The 17,264-nt window shown below is 70.0% G+C and carries 15 protein-coding genes; 11 read left to right on the plus strand and 4 right to left on the minus strand.

Annotated elements, in window-relative coordinates:
• Positions 1 to 24: 24 nt before the first annotated feature.
• The 3 genes from EV378_RS26830 to EV378_RS26840 all read left to right on the plus strand — a co-directional run bounded on the left by EV378_RS26830 (position 25) and on the right by EV378_RS26840 (position 4,694).
• Positions 25 to 1,455: a hypothetical protein gene (locus tag EV378_RS26830; RefSeq protein ID WP_132430172.1), complete on the plus strand. Its 1,431-nt coding sequence runs from the start codon at positions 25 to 27 to the stop codon at positions 1,453 to 1,455.
• Between the two features lie 97 nt (positions 1,456 to 1,552).
• The gene (locus EV378_RS26835; protein WP_132430173.1) at positions 1,553 to 2,173 is read left to right on the plus strand and encodes a hypothetical protein; all 621 of its coding nucleotides are present in this window, start codon (positions 1,553 to 1,555) and stop codon (positions 2,171 to 2,173) included.
• Positions 2,174 to 2,183: 10 nt separating this feature from the next.
• Positions 2,184 to 4,694: a pyruvate, phosphate dikinase gene (locus EV378_RS26840; protein ID WP_243653781.1), complete on the plus strand. Its 2,511-nt coding sequence runs from the start codon at positions 2,184 to 2,186 to the stop codon at positions 4,692 to 4,694.
• A 139-nt stretch (positions 4,695 to 4,833) separates the two neighbouring features.
• On the opposite strand, the gene EV378_RS26845 is transcribed toward EV378_RS26840, so the two are convergent.
• From EV378_RS26845 to EV378_RS26855, 3 genes are read right to left on the minus strand one after another with little or no spacing between them, the layout of a single operon-like run.
• Positions 4,834 to 5,493: a tyrosine-protein phosphatase gene (locus EV378_RS26845; protein ID WP_132430174.1), complete on the minus strand. Its 660-nt coding sequence runs from the start codon at positions 5,491 to 5,493 to the stop codon at positions 4,834 to 4,836.
• A complete protein-coding gene (locus EV378_RS26850) occupies positions 5,490 to 6,566 on the minus strand; it encodes an HAD family hydrolase (RefSeq protein ID WP_132430175.1) in 1,077 nt (358 codons plus the stop codon). The genes EV378_RS26845 and EV378_RS26850 overlap by 4 nt, the downstream gene beginning before the upstream one ends.
• Before the next feature lie 24 nt (positions 6,567 to 6,590).
• Positions 6,591 to 7,604 (minus strand): DUF7064 domain-containing protein, encoded by a 1,014-nt coding sequence (locus tag EV378_RS26855; protein WP_132430176.1) that lies wholly within the window; start codon positions 7,602 to 7,604, stop codon positions 6,591 to 6,593.
• Between the two features lie 295 nt (positions 7,605 to 7,899).
• Here EV378_RS26855 and EV378_RS26860 point away from each other — a divergent pair, with 295 nt between their 5' ends.
• The 8 genes from EV378_RS26860 to EV378_RS26895 all read left to right on the plus strand — a co-directional run bounded on the left by EV378_RS26860 (position 7,900) and on the right by EV378_RS26895 (position 16,377).
• Positions 7,900 to 8,193, plus strand: coding sequence for a EutN/CcmL family microcompartment protein (locus EV378_RS26860; RefSeq protein ID WP_132430177.1), 294 nt, complete (start codon positions 7,900 to 7,902; stop codon positions 8,191 to 8,193).
• A 149-nt stretch (positions 8,194 to 8,342) separates the two neighbouring features.
• Complete coding sequence (locus EV378_RS26865) at positions 8,343 to 8,663, plus strand: BMC domain-containing protein (protein WP_132430178.1); 321 nt, start codon at positions 8,343 to 8,345, stop codon at positions 8,661 to 8,663.
• Positions 8,664 to 8,756: 93 nt separating this feature from the next.
• Positions 8,757 to 10,145, plus strand: coding sequence for an aldehyde dehydrogenase family protein (locus tag EV378_RS26870; RefSeq protein ID WP_132430179.1), 1,389 nt, complete (start codon positions 8,757 to 8,759; stop codon positions 10,143 to 10,145).
• Between the two features lie 41 nt (positions 10,146 to 10,186).
• On the plus strand, positions 10,187 to 11,008 hold the full coding sequence (gene eutJ, locus EV378_RS26875) for an ethanolamine utilization protein EutJ (RefSeq protein ID WP_207908876.1): 822 nt from the start codon (positions 10,187 to 10,189) through the stop codon (positions 11,006 to 11,008).
• Between the two features lie 38 nt (positions 11,009 to 11,046).
• A complete protein-coding gene (locus tag EV378_RS26880) occupies positions 11,047 to 11,634 on the plus strand; it encodes a BMC domain-containing protein (protein ID WP_243653782.1) in 588 nt (195 codons plus the stop codon).
• Positions 11,631 to 13,025, plus strand: a complete 1,395-nt coding sequence (locus EV378_RS26885) for a malate dehydrogenase (RefSeq protein WP_132430182.1) — start codon at positions 11,631 to 11,633, stop codon at positions 13,023 to 13,025. Before EV378_RS26880 ends, EV378_RS26885 begins: the two co-directional genes overlap by 4 nt.
• Before the next feature lie 55 nt (positions 13,026 to 13,080).
• Entirely contained in the window at positions 13,081 to 14,115 is a 1,035-nt protein-coding gene (locus tag EV378_RS26890) for an alcohol dehydrogenase catalytic domain-containing protein (RefSeq protein ID WP_132430183.1), read from the plus strand.
• A gap of 12 nt (positions 14,116 to 14,127) precedes the next feature.
• Complete coding sequence (locus tag EV378_RS26895) at positions 14,128 to 16,377, plus strand: helix-turn-helix domain-containing protein (protein WP_132430184.1); 2,250 nt, start codon at positions 14,128 to 14,130, stop codon at positions 16,375 to 16,377.
• A gap of 49 nt (positions 16,378 to 16,426) precedes the next feature.
• On the opposite strand, the gene EV378_RS26900 is transcribed toward EV378_RS26895, so the two are convergent.
• A complete protein-coding gene (locus tag EV378_RS26900) occupies positions 16,427 to 16,732 on the minus strand; it encodes a BMC domain-containing protein (RefSeq protein ID WP_132430185.1) in 306 nt (101 codons plus the stop codon).
• Between the last annotated feature and the right edge of the window lie 532 nt (positions 16,733 to 17,264).

Genomic DNA, 17,264 nt, shown 5'->3' on the forward strand with positions numbered 1-17,264 from the left:
GACAACGAACAGGAGCAGAAGTCAGTGACGACGACTGAGGGCAAGAAGGCGACCTACAAGGACCGCTACAACGAGGCCGACGACGGCCTGCGGTTCCAGGACCTGACCTACACCGGCAACTTCGTCGGCATGGAGCCGGTCACGGACGGGATCAAGGGCGACAAGATGATGAAGGCGCGCGCCAGGTCGGGCGTGCTGGAGAAGGTGTCCAAGGAGGACGTCCTCCACGACACCTTCACGATCGACGAGCTCAACGATCTGAACAACTACCTCGCCTGGAACATCTGGGACGTGCTGGTCATGCGCGCCACCGAGGGCGTGAGCGGCATGATCCCCCGCCAGGAGTACGAGATCCTGGCCTTCATGCACGAGTTCTACCGCTGGCCGGAGCTCCTCGCCATGACCACCGACGAGGTCGGTGCCCAGGGGATCATGGACATCGGTGCCACCGCGAAGCGGGAGATCGGCACCAAGGTCAACTCGGTGCACGACTGGTGCATCGGTGCGGTCGGGTTCGGCATGGGCCGCTGCGGTCTGCTGGCGCTCGAGGCGATCAAGCCCGACGAGTACGTCGCCGAGTCCAACGAGATCCTCAAGTTCATGCAGCGCGTGCTGTGGGGCAAGCGTCAGGACGGCTACATCCTGAACTCCCAGGACCGCTACCGCTGCCGGATCCACGACCAGGACTTCCTGGACCAGCTCGTCAACCAGGTCGAGGAGCTGGAGCCGGGCAGCCCGAAGCACCACGCCTTCACCCAGTTCAACGCCGCGGCCGAACTGCTCGCGTTCCTGCACCACTACGACAACCGGCTCGGGCTCGGTGACACCGGCCCGTACGAGCTGCCGGACGGCAACCTGCTGATCCTGCGCGACCTGTTCGTCAACGAGGACATCTACCACTGGTCCGACGTCTCCGAGGACGCCGGCCTGCCCTACTCCTACACCCTGGCGATGATCATCGACCCGGAGAAGATGGGGCTCAACGAGATCCGGGTCAACGACATCTCCACGACGTTCACCCGCCCGAAGAACTACATCGACGCCATCGTCGGTGGCACGGTGTTCGCCCGCCCGAAGTGGGACACCCCGATGGGCGAGGTCCAGAACATCGCGATCGACGAGCTCGCCGAGCACCTCGGTCGGGTCCAGACCGCGACCATCAAGCTGTACGCGAAGACGTCGAAGATGTGCCGCCGCGACCTGATCTGGAACGGGCAGTACGTCTACTACATCGACATGATCCTCCCGCACATGCGCAAGGCCGGGACCTACGAGAAGGCCTGCCGCGACTACGACCTGTGGGAGATCGACCAGCGGGTCGCGAACTACTACTACGACATCACCAAGCGTGGGTTCGCGCAGGAGACGGTGCCGTCCAAGATCTTCTCGGGCGCCGGCTACCTGCCCTTCCCGGACGGCGTGAGCCCGCACCGCTCGAAGTACCGGGTGCTCTGACCCGGACCGACCCCGACCGTCCCAGATACCCGGGGGCGCAGGAGGTGTGGCCGTGCGCCGCGTCGCCTGCGCCCCCGCCGCGTGAAGGATCGTGACCATGACGGCCACCGTGCTGGACGACACCGACTACGCCGTCCTGAACGTCGTAGTGCTGAAGAAGATGGCGACGGCCGGATCCGTCGCCGGTGCGACGGGGCTCTCCGAGGGGGAGATCACCCAGGCATTCGAACGCCTTGCCGAGCAGGGGCACGTCGTCGACGTCGGAGGTTCCGTCCTCCCGGGCGACGGAGCGGAGCCCGCGTTGCGGGAGGCGGCCGAGAGCCGCTACGCCGCGGTGCGTGCGGACCCGGACGTGGCGGCGCTCGACGAGAAGTTCGAGACCGTGAACTCGCAGTTCCTGGGCGCGATGTCGTCCTGGCAGCAGATCGAGGTCGGCGGCAGGAAGGTCACCAACGACCACTCCGACCCGGACTACGACGAGAAGGTCATCGCCAGGCTGGACAAGCTGATCCAGCGCCTGACCTCGTTGATCGAGGCGCTCGGCAGCCATGACCCCCGGTTCGGCCGCTACTCCGAGCGATTCACCACGGCCATGCAGGCGATCGACTCCGGGCAGCACGACCTCGTGTCGTCGCCGACGGCGGACTCGGTCCACAACATCTGGTTCGAGTTCCACGAGGACCTGCTACGCACCCTCGGCCGCGAACGTACCGAGTGAGGGAGGCACAGTGAGCGAACCGACCTCGACCGTCTCCGGTTCCGGTTTCACTCGCGCATTCGCCGAAGCCGATCCCGACGACGTGGACTGGCTGGGCGGCAAGGGAAGTGGCCTGGCCCGCATGAGTCAGCAAGGTCTGCGGGTCCCGCCGGGCTACGTGATCGGGACCAGCGCCTGCCGCAGTTATCTCGACGAGGGAGCGGTGCCGGCGGGCCTGCTCGACGAGGTGTCGGCTCGTCTGGCCAACCTCGAGCAGGAAGCCGGTAAGGCGTTCGGTGGAGGACCGGTCCCGCTGTTGCTCTCGGTCCGTTCCGGCGCGCCGATCTCCATGCCCGGCATGATGGACACGGTCCTGAACCTGGGTCTCAACCGCGACGCCGCGAGCGCACTGGGCCGGGCGACCGGTAACAGCCGGTTCGTGGCCAACGTGGTGGCCCGGTTCCACGCCATGTACGCGGACACCGTGCTCGGAGCACTCGATGCCGGCGGGAGCGACATCGACGATCTGGTCGCCGCTGTCGACCCGGGCGACGACGCGGGCGAGGCCTACGACCGGATCTGGCAGGCATGCGAGGCGAAGCTGGCCGACGACTCCGGTGACTCCGTCCCGTCGGATCCCCAGGATCAGCTCGTCGGCGCGATCGAGGCGGTGTTCCGTTCGTGGAACACCCGCCGCGCACGCACCTACCGGGATCACCACGGAATCCCGCACGACCTGGGCACAGCCGTCGTCGTGCAGTCGATGGTGTTCGGCAACCTCTCCGACGACTCCGGTTCCGGTGTGGTGTTCACGCGCAACCCGGCCACCGGCGAGCCGGGCCTGTTCGGGGAGTACCTGGCGAACAGCCAGGGCGAGGATGTCGTCGCAGGGACGCGCACTCCGGACCAGGTGGTCGACGCGCTGGCGCAGGGGATCCTGGCCGAGCTACGTGACACCTGTGCCGATCTGGAGCAGGCGCAGGGCGACGTGCTCGACATCGAGTTCACCGTCGAGCGGTCCGTGCTCTTCTTCCTGCAGGTCCGCAGCGCCAAACGCACACCAGAGGCTGCGGTGCGGATCGCATCCGACTTCCTTGCCGAGGGCACCGTCCCGCCGGCGGTCGCCCTGCGGAATCTCTCCACCGAGCAGGTCCGCCAGGTGCAGCGACCCGGCTTCGACGAGGACGAGCTCGCCGACGCACGCACGGCCGGGCGGTTGCTGACCACCGGCATCGGTGCCTGCCCGGGGCAGGTCTCAGGTGCGCTGGTGCTCGATCCCGATCGTGCGAAGAGCCAGGCCGACGAGGGAGCGGATGTCATCCTCGCCCGAGCCGTCACGAGCCCGGCCGACCTGCACGGCATGATCGCCGCGAACGGCATCGTCACCGCTACGGGTGGCTCGACCAGCCACGCGGCCGTCGTTGCACGTGCGCTGGGCACAGCCTGCGTCGTCGGCGCGGCGGCGATGGCGGTCGACGAGTCCGCCCGGACGGTGACGATCGGAGACGTGGTCGTCTCCGAAGGGGACGAGGTCTCTCTCGACGGAGCCAGCGGCGAGCTGTTCACGGGGCAGATCGCCAGCTCGACGCCGGCGGCCGCGACAGGGGCGCTCGGCGCGGTGCTGTCGACGGCTGCCGAGGCGTCCGGATGCAGCGTGCTGACGCGCGTCACACTCCCGTCGGACGTCGAGATCGCACGCCAGGCAGGCGCCACGGGCCTCGTGACCGCGATCGACGACGTCCTGGCCGCGACCGGCCACCTCGGTGGGCTGGCCGAGCAGCTGCTCGGGGACGGTGACGGGAACGAGCGGTTCGAGCGCGTCGCGGACCTCGTGGCCAAGGAGTTCACGACGCTCCTGGCCTCGGCCGACGGCATCGAGGTCGGCGTGCGGGCGATCGACCTCGTCGCCGACGAATCGCGGGAGATGCTGCAGCAGACCGCAGTCACCACCCGGCACCCGGAGCTGTCGGTGCCGTTGGGCCGGCCGGCTCTCATCGCGGCACAGCTCCGCGGTCTCGCGACAGCGGTTCGCGACTGCGGCGTCTCGCCGCGCGTCCATCTCGCGGTGCGGCACGTCGGCGACCCGGCCGAGGCCGTGGCACTACGACAGCTGGCCGATGCCGAAGGCGGGAACGTTCCGGTCGGGGCCTACCTGACCAGTCCGCGGGCCGCGTTCGGGGCACGTGACATCGTCGCGGCATCCGACAACGTCTGGGTCGAGGTCCGGGCGCTCCAGGCGGCCATGTTCGGCATCCCGGCCCGGCAGCTGCTCACCTCGGAGCCGCTGGACGGCTACCTGCAGCGCAAGTTGCTGAGCTGTGATCCCCGCATCGAGCTGGACACGTCGACGCACGAGCTGCTCGGGCGGATCGCGCAGGCTCAGACCGGGACCGTCCCGGTCGGCATGCGTCTGACCGGCTCCGTCCCCCAGACGGCGGCCACACAGCTCTACCAGCTCGGTTTCCGCCGCTACGCCGTCGATCTCGACGAGACACGGCCGCTGGTTCTCGCTCTGGGCAAGGCCGCGCTCGGCGCAGGCTGACCCCAGCCGGCCGATATCGTGCCTGCCCCGCCCGATCAGGGCGGGGCAGGCGCGACCGCTTCGTCGGGACGGGCAGCGACGGCAGGCCCGTAGGGCGACATCACGGACGTCAGCCGCTCCACCTGCTGCACGCTCGATGTCAGCCCGGTACGAGCAGCCCGTCACGGAGCCGGCGGCAGTCCAGCGCTGAGATGCCGCGGTGTCGCGCCCATGCCAGGGCACCGCCGAAGTCGTTGTCGAGGGCGCCCAACAGCGCCCGGATGGTGTACGGCGGCCTCGATCCCACGCGCACGTAGTCCGTCGAGATCTCGTCGTCGTCGACACCGGCGATCCTGAGCAGGATCGCGACGAGCAGATCGGTGCGCCCCGTCCCCGTCTCGCAGCAGAGCAGCAGCGGACGGCCGGCCATGGCGCAGACCGACCGGACCGCCGTGGACAGCGGCGAGTCCGTGGCGGCGAGGTGATGCAGGCAGAACCGCAGGCCTCGTTCATGATCCGGTACGGCATCCAGCGTCACGTCGGAGAGCGGCGCGTTCAGATAGCTCACCGGTCGGCCGGACAGCGGGCCACGGCCGTGCGCGGCGGCACTGCCACCGGGCCGGAGGTCGAGTACCAACTCCAGCCACAGATCGTCGGCAAGGTAGCCCGCGGACATGTCGGTGACCGTGTGGGGCGAACGGCCCCGGAACAGAACGCCGGGCCGAACGCGGTGCTCGGCACCGGCTCGCAATCCTCCGAGGTCGCGTAGGCCGAGCGTGTCGTGCAGGTTCTCGGCCGGGGTGACCCGGCCCGGCGTCACCCGATCACCCGGCGGACCGCGACGAGGAGCTCGTCCGCGGGCCCGGCAGTCCAGTGGACCCTGCGGCCGCCGTCGGTGTGCGAGCGCCGCTCGGTCGGGGACGACGACTCCGCCGCGTCGGCCTCGGCACTGGGAACGTCACCGATGGCCCGCCGCGCCGAAGTCACCTCGTCAGTGCCGACTCCCCGTGCCAGCACCCGGGCGGCCTGCCGTCGCCTGCGCCGGCGCGCCGCACCGGCGTCGTCGGCCGTCGCATCGGCCGACGCGACGACCGGAGTGGACGTGTCACAGCCGCAACCACCCTGGTCGTCGGGGCCGGCGGGCGCGGGAATCGCACAGGCGCCTGACGCGGGAGCCGCAGCGCCGTCCCCGAGCAGATGGCTGGTGAGTTCCTGAGGCCAGAGCGCGACGAACTCGGCCCCCGCGGCGAGCAGCTCGTCGACCGAGTGCATCCCCCACGCGACGCCGACCGCGCGTATGCCGACGTCGCGCGCGTCCCGTACGTCACCGGCGGTGTCGGTGACCAGGACGGTCGTGGACAGGCCGGGCGCCTGCCGGGCGCCCGTCTCGTCGTAGTCCGCCGAGCAGCGTCGGCCGAAGCTGTTCCCCGCGTCGTCGAGGAACAGCCTCATCGCCGTGCGCTTGTCGGGAGTGACGTCGCCTCCGAACACGTGCGCGAAGCAGAACGCCAGCTCGTTCGCGGACAGCACCCGGCGCATGACCTGCATCGCGTTCGACGACATGACCGCCAGCGTGCAGTGCCCGGCGAGACGGCGGACCACGTCGCTGAGCCCCGGCACGAGCGGCGGGTCGTACTCGTTGCGCAACAGATCCAGGAACGCCGACTTGACCTCGCCGGCGTGACTCTCGTCCCGGCACAGCTTCGCCAGCGAGGAGTAGACGTTGCCGCGGAACAGGTCGAAGTACTGTTCCGGACCGTCCACGCCCAACTCGAACCGGTCGTTGATCTGGGAGAAGATCGTCCAGGACGCCACCCGGGTCTGGACCAGCGTGCCGTCCAGATCGAAGATCACCGCCTCGACCGGTGCCGTGGGCGCGTTGGTACCGCTCATCTGACTCGCTTCCCTGTTCGCGCGCTACGCGCCGGCGTTCACGCGGTGGTACACGTCGCCGAGCTCGCCGAGGCCGATGAAGTCCATGCACTCGCCGTAACCGGTCTGGCCGGACTCGCCGGAGCGCCCGAGCGTCCAGCGCAGCAGGCTGTTGTGGCCGACGACACCGGGCTGCGACTGCCACGGGAACGTGGTCAGCGCATGCCCCTCGACATCCCAGCTCTGGTCGCGCTCGTCGGTCACGGTGATCTGGATGTGCTCGGGGTACAGACGGGACCGCCGGGTCAGGCCGCTTCCCGCCTTCAGGCCGTACAGCGTGCCGCCGTCGAACACGTAGCCATGGGTGAGCCGCAGCGGCGAGTCGCCGTCCGGGCCGTTCTCCGTGGTGAAGTCGAACAGCCCGTGCACGAACAGGTCCGGGGAGACGTGAGCGTGCATCCAGGACAGGCGCGACGTCTGCCGCTCCGCCCGCACGCCCCAGCTGTGGTCCATCGTGGACACGCAGTCGATCGGGGTCGTCACGCCGCGCAGCCTGATCTCACCTTCGTAGTGTCCGGACTGGTCGAAGTGTCCGGCATACGCGTGGCCCCAGGTCTTGTCCATGTCCCGCCCGGCCGCGAGCGGATCCTGGTCGGGGTCGTTGATGTCGAACGGCTCGTGCAGCGCCGTGTACCGGAAGCGGATCTCCAGGTCGGCAGCCGGATCGGAGTACGAGACGTCCCAGATCTTGTGCGGATCGGTGGCGACGACCTTCAGTCCGTTCGCCAACTCGTAGTCGATGAGGTTCGACGGCTGCGGGACCACCAGGTGCTCCTGGGACTCCCAGTAGTCCGCCTCCCACGGAGCTATCACCTTGCGGCTGTTCACCGACACGGTGGACCCGACCACGCCCAACGGCTCCCGGAACAAGCCGTAGAGGCCGATGTTCATGGGGGTGTCGGTGTCCTGGCCGGCATAGAGACCGAAGTAGTTGGTTTCGGCCCAGAGCGGGTCGTCGCTGGTCGGAGCGTGGAACTGCGCGTCCTCGGGGCGGATCATCTGTGAACCTCCTCGGGCAGGGGGAGTGGTCGGGTGGGCCGTGTCATCGGCCCCGTCGTGCGTCGCGCGAGCCGCGACCGCACGGCGTGATGCAGGACGTGGCCGGCATCCGAACCTGTCCCGAGCACAGTGGCGTCTCGGCGACCTACTCGACAGGACGAGTTCAGACAACACGTCATGCGGACGTTGTCTGGTCTGGATAAGGCGGCTGTGTGACAGCCGATCCTACTGTCGCCGACCAGAGACGGTGGGGTCTTCCGCCGTCGATGATCCGACCGACGGAGGTGACCGGGGCATGCAGTTGGCCAAGGTGCTGGGCCAGGTCGTCTCGACGGTCAAGGAGCCCGGGCTGGGGCGATTCACGCTCCTCGTCGTACAGGACGTCTCGTCGACAGACGCTGCGCGGACCGACGGCCCGAGCCATGTGGCTGTCGACGTGGTCGGCGCCGGTGTCGGCGAGCTCGTCGTCGTCAGCTCGGGCGGCGCCGCACGCGTTGCTGCCGGTGCGGACGTCCCGACCGATCTCGCGGTGATCGGCATAGCCGACACCGTGATCAATTCCGGGCAGGTGACCTACCGGAAGTCATGAGTACCCCGCCCCCCCGCTCCAAGCCCCCACGCCGTGGCGCCGGCCGAAAGCCGACCGGCGCACGAGCGACCGGGGCTGCGGCTCCCGATGCGGATGCCGCTCCGAGCTCCACAACGCGACACGATCCTGCTCATGAACTGGAGGAAGACATGTCAACGCCCACCGGTGCCGCGGCGGCACCCGCCCTGCGTGGCGCGCTCGGCCTGATCGAGACCAAGGGTCTCGTCGGCGCGATCGAGGCCGCGGACGCGATGGTCAAGGCCGCGAACGTGCAGGTGCTCGGGCACCGCGAGATCGGCGGCGGTCTCGTGACCGTGATGGTCCGCGGGGACGTCGGCGCTGTGAAGGCCGCTACCGACGCGGGCGCGGTCGCCGCGGAGAAGGCGGGCGAGGTCATCTCGGTGCACGTCATCCCGCGGCCGCACGACGAGACCGAGAACATCCTGACGGTGCTGGCGCGCCCGAAGTAGCCGACGACGGATCCACAGTGGAGCGACCCGCCATCCGGGCGCAGAGCCGGCCGCGCGTGCGTGGCGAGCTTCCTTTCGAGCTGAGGTGTGGAGATGACCGCGTCGTTGGATGCCGATCTGGCCGGACTGGCCGATGTGCGGGCGAAGGCCCGCGCCGCCCGTCGTGCCTTCGAGCAGCTTGAGGGCGTCGACCAGGAGACGCTGGACGGCTGGGTGCGGGCGATGGCCCTCGCCGGGACGAAAGCCGCCGAGGAGCTGGCCCGGCTCGCCGTGGACGAGACCGGCTACGGCGTGTACGAGCACAAGATCTACAAGAACCGGTACAACACCGGCTTCGTCGCGAAGTGGATGCTCGAGCGGCGGGCGGTCGGTGTGTTGTGGACCGACGACCAGGCGCGGGTGACCGCGGTCGGGTCGCCGATGGGTGTGATCGCCGGAATCATCCCGGTGACCAACCCGACGTCGACCACGCTGTTCAAGAGCCTGGCCGCGGTCAAGTCGGGCAACGCGATCGTGCACGCACCGCACCCGCGGGCCGCCCGCTGCACCCGGCGCAGCGCGGAGGTCATGGCGGAGGCGGCGGTGAAGGCCGGGGCGCCAGAGGGTCTGGTCTCCTGCATCGAGTCCCCGACCCTGCCTCTCACGCAGGAGCTGATGCGGCGTGACGAGATCGCCGTCGTGCTGGCCACCGGTGGGCCGGGGATGGTCCGCGCCGCCTACTCCAGCGGCAAGCCGACGATCGCCGTCGGCGCCGGGAACGTCCCGGCCTATGTCGGTGCGAGCGTCGCGGATGCCGCCGAAGCGGCGGAAATGATCATCACGTCGAAGTCGTTCGACAACGGCACGGCATGTGTCGCCGAGCAGTCGGTCGTCGTGCACGAGAAGGTGGCCGGCGCGTTCCTGCCCGCGTTCGAGGCCCGCGGCGCCTACTGGATGAACGAGGCTCAGCAGGCGGCCCTGGTCACGGTTCTGTTCGACGAGCGCGGGGCGTTGCGTCCCGACGCGGTCGGTCAGACCGCGATCCGGTTGGCGGAGCTGTCCGGGTTCGCCGTGCCGTCGTCCACCCGGGTACTCGCCTGCACGCTCGACCGCGTCGGCGCGGACACGCCGCTGTCCCGGGAGATCCTCGGCCCGGTGCTGTCGGTCTACCGGGCCGAGGACGCCAGCGCGGGGTGGCAGCGCTGCCGCGAGATCCTGGCGCTGGACGGCGAGGGGCACACGACGGCCGTGCACGCGTCCGATCCGGAGGAGATCGCACCGTTCGGTTCGCTCCCGGCCGGCCGGATCGTGATCAATACGCCGGCGTTGTTCGGTGGAATGGGCTACTCGACCGAGGTCGACCCGTCGTTCCAGCTGGGTACGGGGACGTGGAGCGGCTCGATCTGCTCGGACAACGTCACACCGCTGCACCTGATCAACATCAAGCGGATCGCGCACGAGGTCCGCCCGTGGCGCACCGTGTACGACCCGGTGGAGCTGTAGAGATGACCACCGCAGCACCGACCAGCACGCGGGAGAGGTCGATGAGTCCGGACGACTTGCTGGGTCGTGCCGCCGCCGTGGCCGCGGGTGGCCCCGTGGAGGGGTCCACGTCCTCCGGAGCCGATGTCCGCGTCGGGGTCGACCTGGGCACGGCCAACTGCGTGCTCGTCGTGCTCTCCGACGAGCGCCCGGTCTGGGTCGGCAGTGCCGGTTCCGGCGCACTGCGTGACGGGGTGGTCGTGGACTTCGCCAAGGCGACCACCACGATTCGCCGGCTCAAGAACCGGGCTGAGGAGGACCTGGGCCTCGAGCTGCGGACAGCGGCCACCGCCTACCCGCCGTGCATCCCGGAGAACGACGCCAAGGCGTGCACCTACGTCTGCGAGACGGCCGGCTTCGACGATGTCGCGCTCGTCGACGAGGTCAGCGCGGCGGGGCGCACCCTCGAGGTCTCCGACGGCGTCGTGGTCGACGTCGGTGGGGGTTCCACCGGCGTCGGTGTGTTCCGCGGGGGCGAGCTGACCGCGCTCGACGACCGGGCCGGTGGTGGTCACCACCTCGACCTCATGCTCGCCGGCGCGCTCGACCTTCCGCTGGAGGACGCCGAACCCTACAAGCGCGCCCACCCCGACGAGGCCTTCCCGATCCTGGTCCCCGGACTGCAGCGGATCGCCGAGAACGTCCGTGCCCTGACGGTCGGGCACGAGGACCTGCCCCTGCACATCGCCGGCGGCGCTCTGATGATCGCCGGCGCGGAGAAGGTGCTGGCCAAGTACCTCGACCGGACCGTCGTGACCTACCCGCACGCGCTGCTGATCACCCCGCTGGGGATCGCCCGGAGCGCCGAGAGGACACCACGATGAGTAGCGCCACGCTACGTACCTACGCGTTCGTCGACCGCATGCAGCCGCAGTGCGCGGCGCACATCGCGGCCACCAGCCCCGGCGACGTGCCGATCGCCGGCATGGCCGAGCTGTACATCGAGATGGCTCCCGGCAACGAGGTGTTCCGCGCCGCGGACATCGCCTTGAAAGCCTCCGGTGTTCGGCCAGCCCTGCAGATCATCGAGCGTGAGTTCGGCCTGCTCGAGATCCATTCCGAGCAGCAGGCCGAGGTGATCGCCGCCGGTAACGCGGTACTCGCGGAGCTGGGCATGTCCGAGTCCGACCGGATCAAGCCGGCGATCGCGTCGACCCAGTTCATCACGAACGTGCATCCCTACCAGGCGCAGCTGCTCAACAAGTGGCGCAAGGGATCCATGTTGATGCCGGGGCAGAGCCTCTTCGTGATGGAGTGTGCACCGGCGGCGTACATCTCGGTGGCCGCGAACGAGGCCGAGAAGGCGGCGAACATCACGGTGATCGAACTGCGGGCGGTGGGCCGGTTCGGCCGCATGTTCCTCTCCGGCAACGAGAGCGACGTGCAGGCCGCCCGGGACGCCGCGGTGCTCGCCCTCGAGGGCATCCACGGCCAGGAGGCCAAGCGATGACCGTGTACGGAGTCGGCGCCGTCGAGGCGGCGTCCGGCACGAGCGGTGGCGGAGTCCTGCGCGTCGAGACGCGCGACATCGTCACCCCCCTGGCCCGGGAGCGGGCCCGAGAACTGGGGGTCGAGATCCTCGCCGGCTCGACACCCCCGGCCGGGTCCGCTCCCGTTCCGACCTCTGCCGGCACCGGGACCACCACGAGCGCGGCGACCACGTCGAGCGCGCCTGCCACCCGGTCGCCCGCCACGACAGGTCCGACCGGAGCGCCGCCGCCACCGCGGCCGGCCGCGTCCGTGCCACCTCCGAGGTCCGAGCCCAGGACGCCGCGCCCGTCGCCGACCGGGCTCTCCCCGCGACTCTCCACACCACCCCCGACGCCCATCCGTCCGCCGTCCGGTGCCCTGTTCCGCCGCGGAGCGCCGCTGCCGGACGCGGTACGTCCGGGGAGCGGTGGTGCCGGTGGCTCCGGGCGGGTCGTCGTGGTCGGCGCCGGCAACGTGGGCATGATCGCCGCGATGCGCCTGGCCGACGCGGACCGGTTCTCCGAGGTCGTCCTCGTCGACATCGACGAGGGCCGCGCGGCCGGCGTGGCGCTGGACCTCACCCACACCGCCGCTCTCGGTGGGTTCGACACCCGCATCCGGGGAGTCGGAACCGTCGAGGAGGCCGGGCAAGCCGACTACGTCGTCATCACCGCCGGCAAGCCGCGTACGCCTGGAATGAGCCGTTCGGATCTCATCAGCACGAACGCCGCGATCGTCGGCGACGTGGCGTCGCGCGTCGCGCGAACGTCGCCGCGCGCGGTCATCGTGGTCGTGACCAACCCGCTCGACGAGATGACGCAGCACGCCTGGACATCCTCCGGATTCCCGTCCGAGCGAGTGCTCGGGATGGCCGGCGTCCTCGACACGGCGCGCTTCCAGGCACTCACGGCCCTCACCGGAGTCGCGCGGGCGGATCGGATCCAGGCCTGGGCCCTGGGTAGCCACGGCGAGGAGATGGTCATCCCGCTTTCCCAGGCGACCGCGGACGGCCGGCCGCTACGCGACGCGGTGCCGGCTGCGGAGCTGGACGCGATCGTCGACCGCGCCAGGGGATCGGGAGCCGAGGTCGTCGGGCTGCTGAAGTCCGGTAGTGCGTTCATGGCGCCCGGCATGTCGGCCGCCAGGATGGTGCTCGCCATGGCCCGTGACTCGGGTGAGGTCATGCCCTCCGCCGTGCTCGCACATGGTCAGTACGGCATCCGTGACGTCTACGTGGGACTGCCAGCGCGACTCGGTCGCGGAGGCCTGCAGGAGATCGTCGAGCTCGACCTGGAGCAGGACGAGCTCGCCGCACTCCGTACCGCGGCGGACCGCATCCGAGAGAGGCTCGCGGAGCTCGCCGCCGCATGACCGAGCTATCCCCGACCACTCACGGGCACCCGGGCGCACATCGAGGGAGGCGAGCATGAGAGCGGTTGAGCACGCCGGAGACGGCGCCGTGCGGGTCGTCTCGGTGGCAGACCCCGAGATCATCGACCCCACGGATGCGCTCGTGCGCGTGCGTCGGGCGGCCGTGTGCGGGACCGATCTGCACCTGCTCGCGCATCCCGAGGACGTCCCACGAGGGACCGTCCTCGGACACGAGTTCGTCGGCGAGATCGTCCAGGTCGGTTCTGCGGTCTCCGGGCACGCAGGCGGTGATCTCGTGGTCGGGGCCGACTTCACCGCGTGTGGATCGTGCTGGTGGTGCCGCCGTGGAGACCACTGGGAATGTGCCGACCGGCAGTTCTTCGGGACCGGGACATCGTTCGGGCCTGCTCTGCAGGGAGCCCAGGCCGAGTTGGTCCGCGTTCCGTTCGCCGACACGGTCCTGCGGGCCGTGCCGGACGGGGTCTCGCTCGACGCCGCCGTGTTCCTCGGCGACACCCTTGCGACCGGCTACGCAGCAGTACAGCGCGCGGAGCTACGTCCGGGAGACACCGTCGTCGTGATCGGGGGCGGGCCCGTCGGGCAGCTGACGAGCCTCGCGGCCCAGGCATGCTCGGCCGGCGTCGTCGTCCTGGTCGAGCCCGTGACCGCACGTCGTGAGCTCGCGGCGACCGAGGGCGCCGTGGTCGCCGGACCCGACGACGCGCGACGGGTGGTCGACGACCTGACCGACGGCCGTGGCGCGGACGCCGTGGTCGACGCGATCGGTGGCCCGCGCGGCCTCGAGACCGCGTTCTCGCTCATCCGGCGGCGCGGCAGCGTCGTCTCGGTCGGTGTGCACACCGATGCGTCGTGGCCGCTACCCGTCGACCGTGCCTTCGCCGACGAGCTGACGGTCCGCTTCGCCATCGGCGATCTCATGCGTGATGCCGAACAGCTCACCGCTCTCGTGCGGTCCGGGGCGATCGACCCCACCGTGGTCGCGTCCGAGACCGTCGCTCTCGATCAGGCGCCCGATGCCTACCGCCGTATGTCCGAGCGACACACCCTCAAGTCACTTCTGACCCTCTAGCCGACTCCTGCGATGACAGCTGATGAACTGAACGGCGAGGAGACCGCCTCGTCCGACAACGTCCTCGACGCCACGCCGACCGGGCCGCTGGACCTCGCATCGTTGGTCAAGACCGTGCCTCGGGACGGACCGTCGGCGGCGAGCGCCCTCGCGCCGCGCGCGGCTCTCGCGATCGGTGCCCCGGTGACCGTCGCGCTCTGGGCGCAGAACCGCTGGACGGTCGTTGCGGGCGCCGGTACGGGGCTCGCCGGTCTGCCCGCCGACGGCCCACCAGAGACGACCACCGTCGATCGACCAGGGATGATCGTCTCTGCCGGTGGAACGGCCGCCTTGTGCTGGGCCGCCGAAACGCACGTCGATGACGACACGCACGAGTTGTTGCTGACCGCGTGCGCGTGGCTCTCGCTGCGGCAGCTGGCCCAGTCGGCTCGGGAACAGGTCGACGACGCGGAAGCCGAGGCTGCCGCGCTACGGGAGGTGTTCCGGCAGCTGCTCTCCGTCCGCGACCTCGACCAGGTCCTGCACTCGATCGCCGAGCGGACCCTCCGGCTGCTCGACTCCGACATCTGCGGGGTGCTGCTGCGGGACGACAACGTGGTCCGGATGCGTGCGTGCGTGGGCAATCGCGCGACCGAGACCGCGAGGCTGGTCATGCATCGCGGCCAGGGAGTCGCGGGTCTGGTCTTCCTGACCGGCGAGCCGGCGAAGGTCGACACCTACTTGGAGGACCGCACCATCAGCGACGACTTCATGTCGTTGGCGGCCAAGGAGGAGACGCGGTCCGCGATGGCGGTGCCGCTCCGTCTGCAGGGCGAGCTCGTCGGTGTCCTGGAGGTCTGGCGACGCCGCCGATCGGTCTTCACCGAACGCGATCAGCGTCGGATGGTGACGTTCGCCGACTTCGCCTCCATCGCGATCGACAACGCCCGCCTGTACGACGAGCAGGCCGCAGCCGCGCGTGAGTCGGACGAGGCTCGTGCCGAGCTGCAGCGCCAGCTCGCCGTCCTGGACGGTGCGTCTCGCCTCCAGCACCAGCTGCTCCAGACGGTGATCGAGGGCGGTGGGCTGACCGCGGTCACCCGGAGCGTCGCCGCCGAGCTCGACTGCGAGATCGGTGTCTACGGACCGGACGGAGGCCTGCTGGCCGCGCACAGCGGTCGCCACCTGCAGTCGACACTGCCCGCCGTCGTCCCTCCGACCGACAGCTCGACCCGGACCGGCCGGAGTACCAACGGGAACGGGCACGCGATCGTCGAAGGAGATCATCGGACATGGGCGCGCCCGGTGTACGCCGACGGCGACCGCATCGGCCAGGTGCTCGTCCGACAGGACCTCCGTGTCGATGCCGTGGCCGACGCCGTGGTGGGCCAGGTGGCGATGGCGTGCTCGCTCGCCCTGCTCCGGGAGCGAGCTGCCAGCCGGGCCCGCGCCGAGGCGACCGAGCAGGTGTTGTGGGACCTGCTGCACGGGCCGGTCGAACATCGCCTCGCCGCCCGCAGCCGGGCTCAGCAGCTCAACGTCAGTCTCGCCGGTGATCTTCGCGTCCTTCACGCCCGGATCGCCAACGTGGAGACGCTCGCAGCGGAACTCGGCTGGGACACATCGCAGACCGATCGCGCTCGTCGCCAGGTTCTCCGGACCGTTCGCACGCTCGAGGGCCGCGAACTCGCGCTGGTCAGCCTTCGCGGTGACCTGCTCGTGGCGGTGGCGGCCGACCTCGACCGCGTCGCGGCACGTGCCCAGGTCGAGGCGTACTCCGAGGCCATCCATCAGGAGTGGCCCGCGCTGGAGCTGACCTGGGGCGTCAGCCGCGCGCACCGCGACGTGCTCGAACTGCCGACCGCGCTGGACGAGGCGCGAACAGCACTCGCGGCAGCCAAACGGCTGGGCGGCCAGAGTGTGTTCTTCTACGAGGAACTCGGCATCATCCGGCTGCTTCTCGGCTCCGGGAACGATCCGGACCTGCACACGTTCCTCGAGGAGGTCACGGGCCCGCTGGTCGCCTACGACCGTGACCACGACGGGGCGCTGATCGCAACCATGCGGGCCTTCTTCGACGCGGACTGCTCACAGCGTGTCGCCTCGGAACGGCTCTTCGTCCATCACAAGACACTGCGGTATCGGCTCGAGCGAATCCGACAGCTCACCGGACTGGATCTGTCCCGCCACGACGACCGAATGCGTGCGGACTTCGCGCTACGGCTCCTTCAGGTCTCGCAGGCCATGAACGACAACGACACCGACCCACCCGAGTTCCCGTGATTCCGGACGGACCGATGTCGCCGTTCTGATCAGATCGGTACCGATCTGATCAGTGAGTCGGCAGGACGGCCGCGCCGATCACGTCCTCGGTGCCGCCCGCAGGGCGGGGGATCACGTGGCTGGCGTAAAGATCGCCGACCTGTGCCGCGGCCGCACGTCCGGCATCGACCGCGGCGGTCACGGCACCGACGTCGCCGCGGACGAGTACCGACACCTGTCCGTTCTTCAGCGTCCGGTAACCCTCCACGATGACGTTGGCGGCCTTGACCATCGCGTCGGCTGCCTCGATGGCGCCGACGAGGCCGCGAGTCTCGATCAGCCCGAGGGCCCCACCGGGCCGCAGCGCCTGAGTCATGGCTTGTCCTCTCGCGGGTGACGAAGTGCGGCATCGGACGCCGCGGTCACCGACGACGCTATCGACGGCCGGCAATGCCGACGCTGTCTCGCTCAGACAACACCCGGGAGCGATGTTGTCTGGACCAGAGATGGGGAGCACGCCACCCGGTTGGGAGTCTTCTGCTATCGGCGGAGCAGCGCAGGCGCGTTCACCGCTTTCGCCGCGGGCCGCCGGCCTGTCGACATCCGAATCGCTCTCGCCCGAGGTGGTGCGAATGAGTTACGTCCTGTGCTGTGACCGTTGTGACGCGGTCTGCATCTGGGAGGACAAGCCTCTCGACCGCCTCCCGCTCTGCGACCTCTGCGCCGGGCGCCCCCCGCGGAAGACCGTGCCACCGACCCACCGGCGTCCGGTGCCGCTCGGTGTCGCCGTTCCCAGCCGCGTTCGCCCCGGACCGAAGCGCGTCGCGTGACCGGCCTGCCCAGCGGGCGCCCGGTTCACGACGGCCGGCCCGACCGGGCTGCCCGGGCGGGTCACCGTCTGGCAGGTC

This window comes from Pseudonocardia endophytica, assembly GCF_004339565.1.
In the GTDB taxonomy this organism is placed as follows: domain Bacteria; phylum Actinomycetota; class Actinomycetes; order Mycobacteriales; family Pseudonocardiaceae; genus Pseudonocardia; species Pseudonocardia endophytica.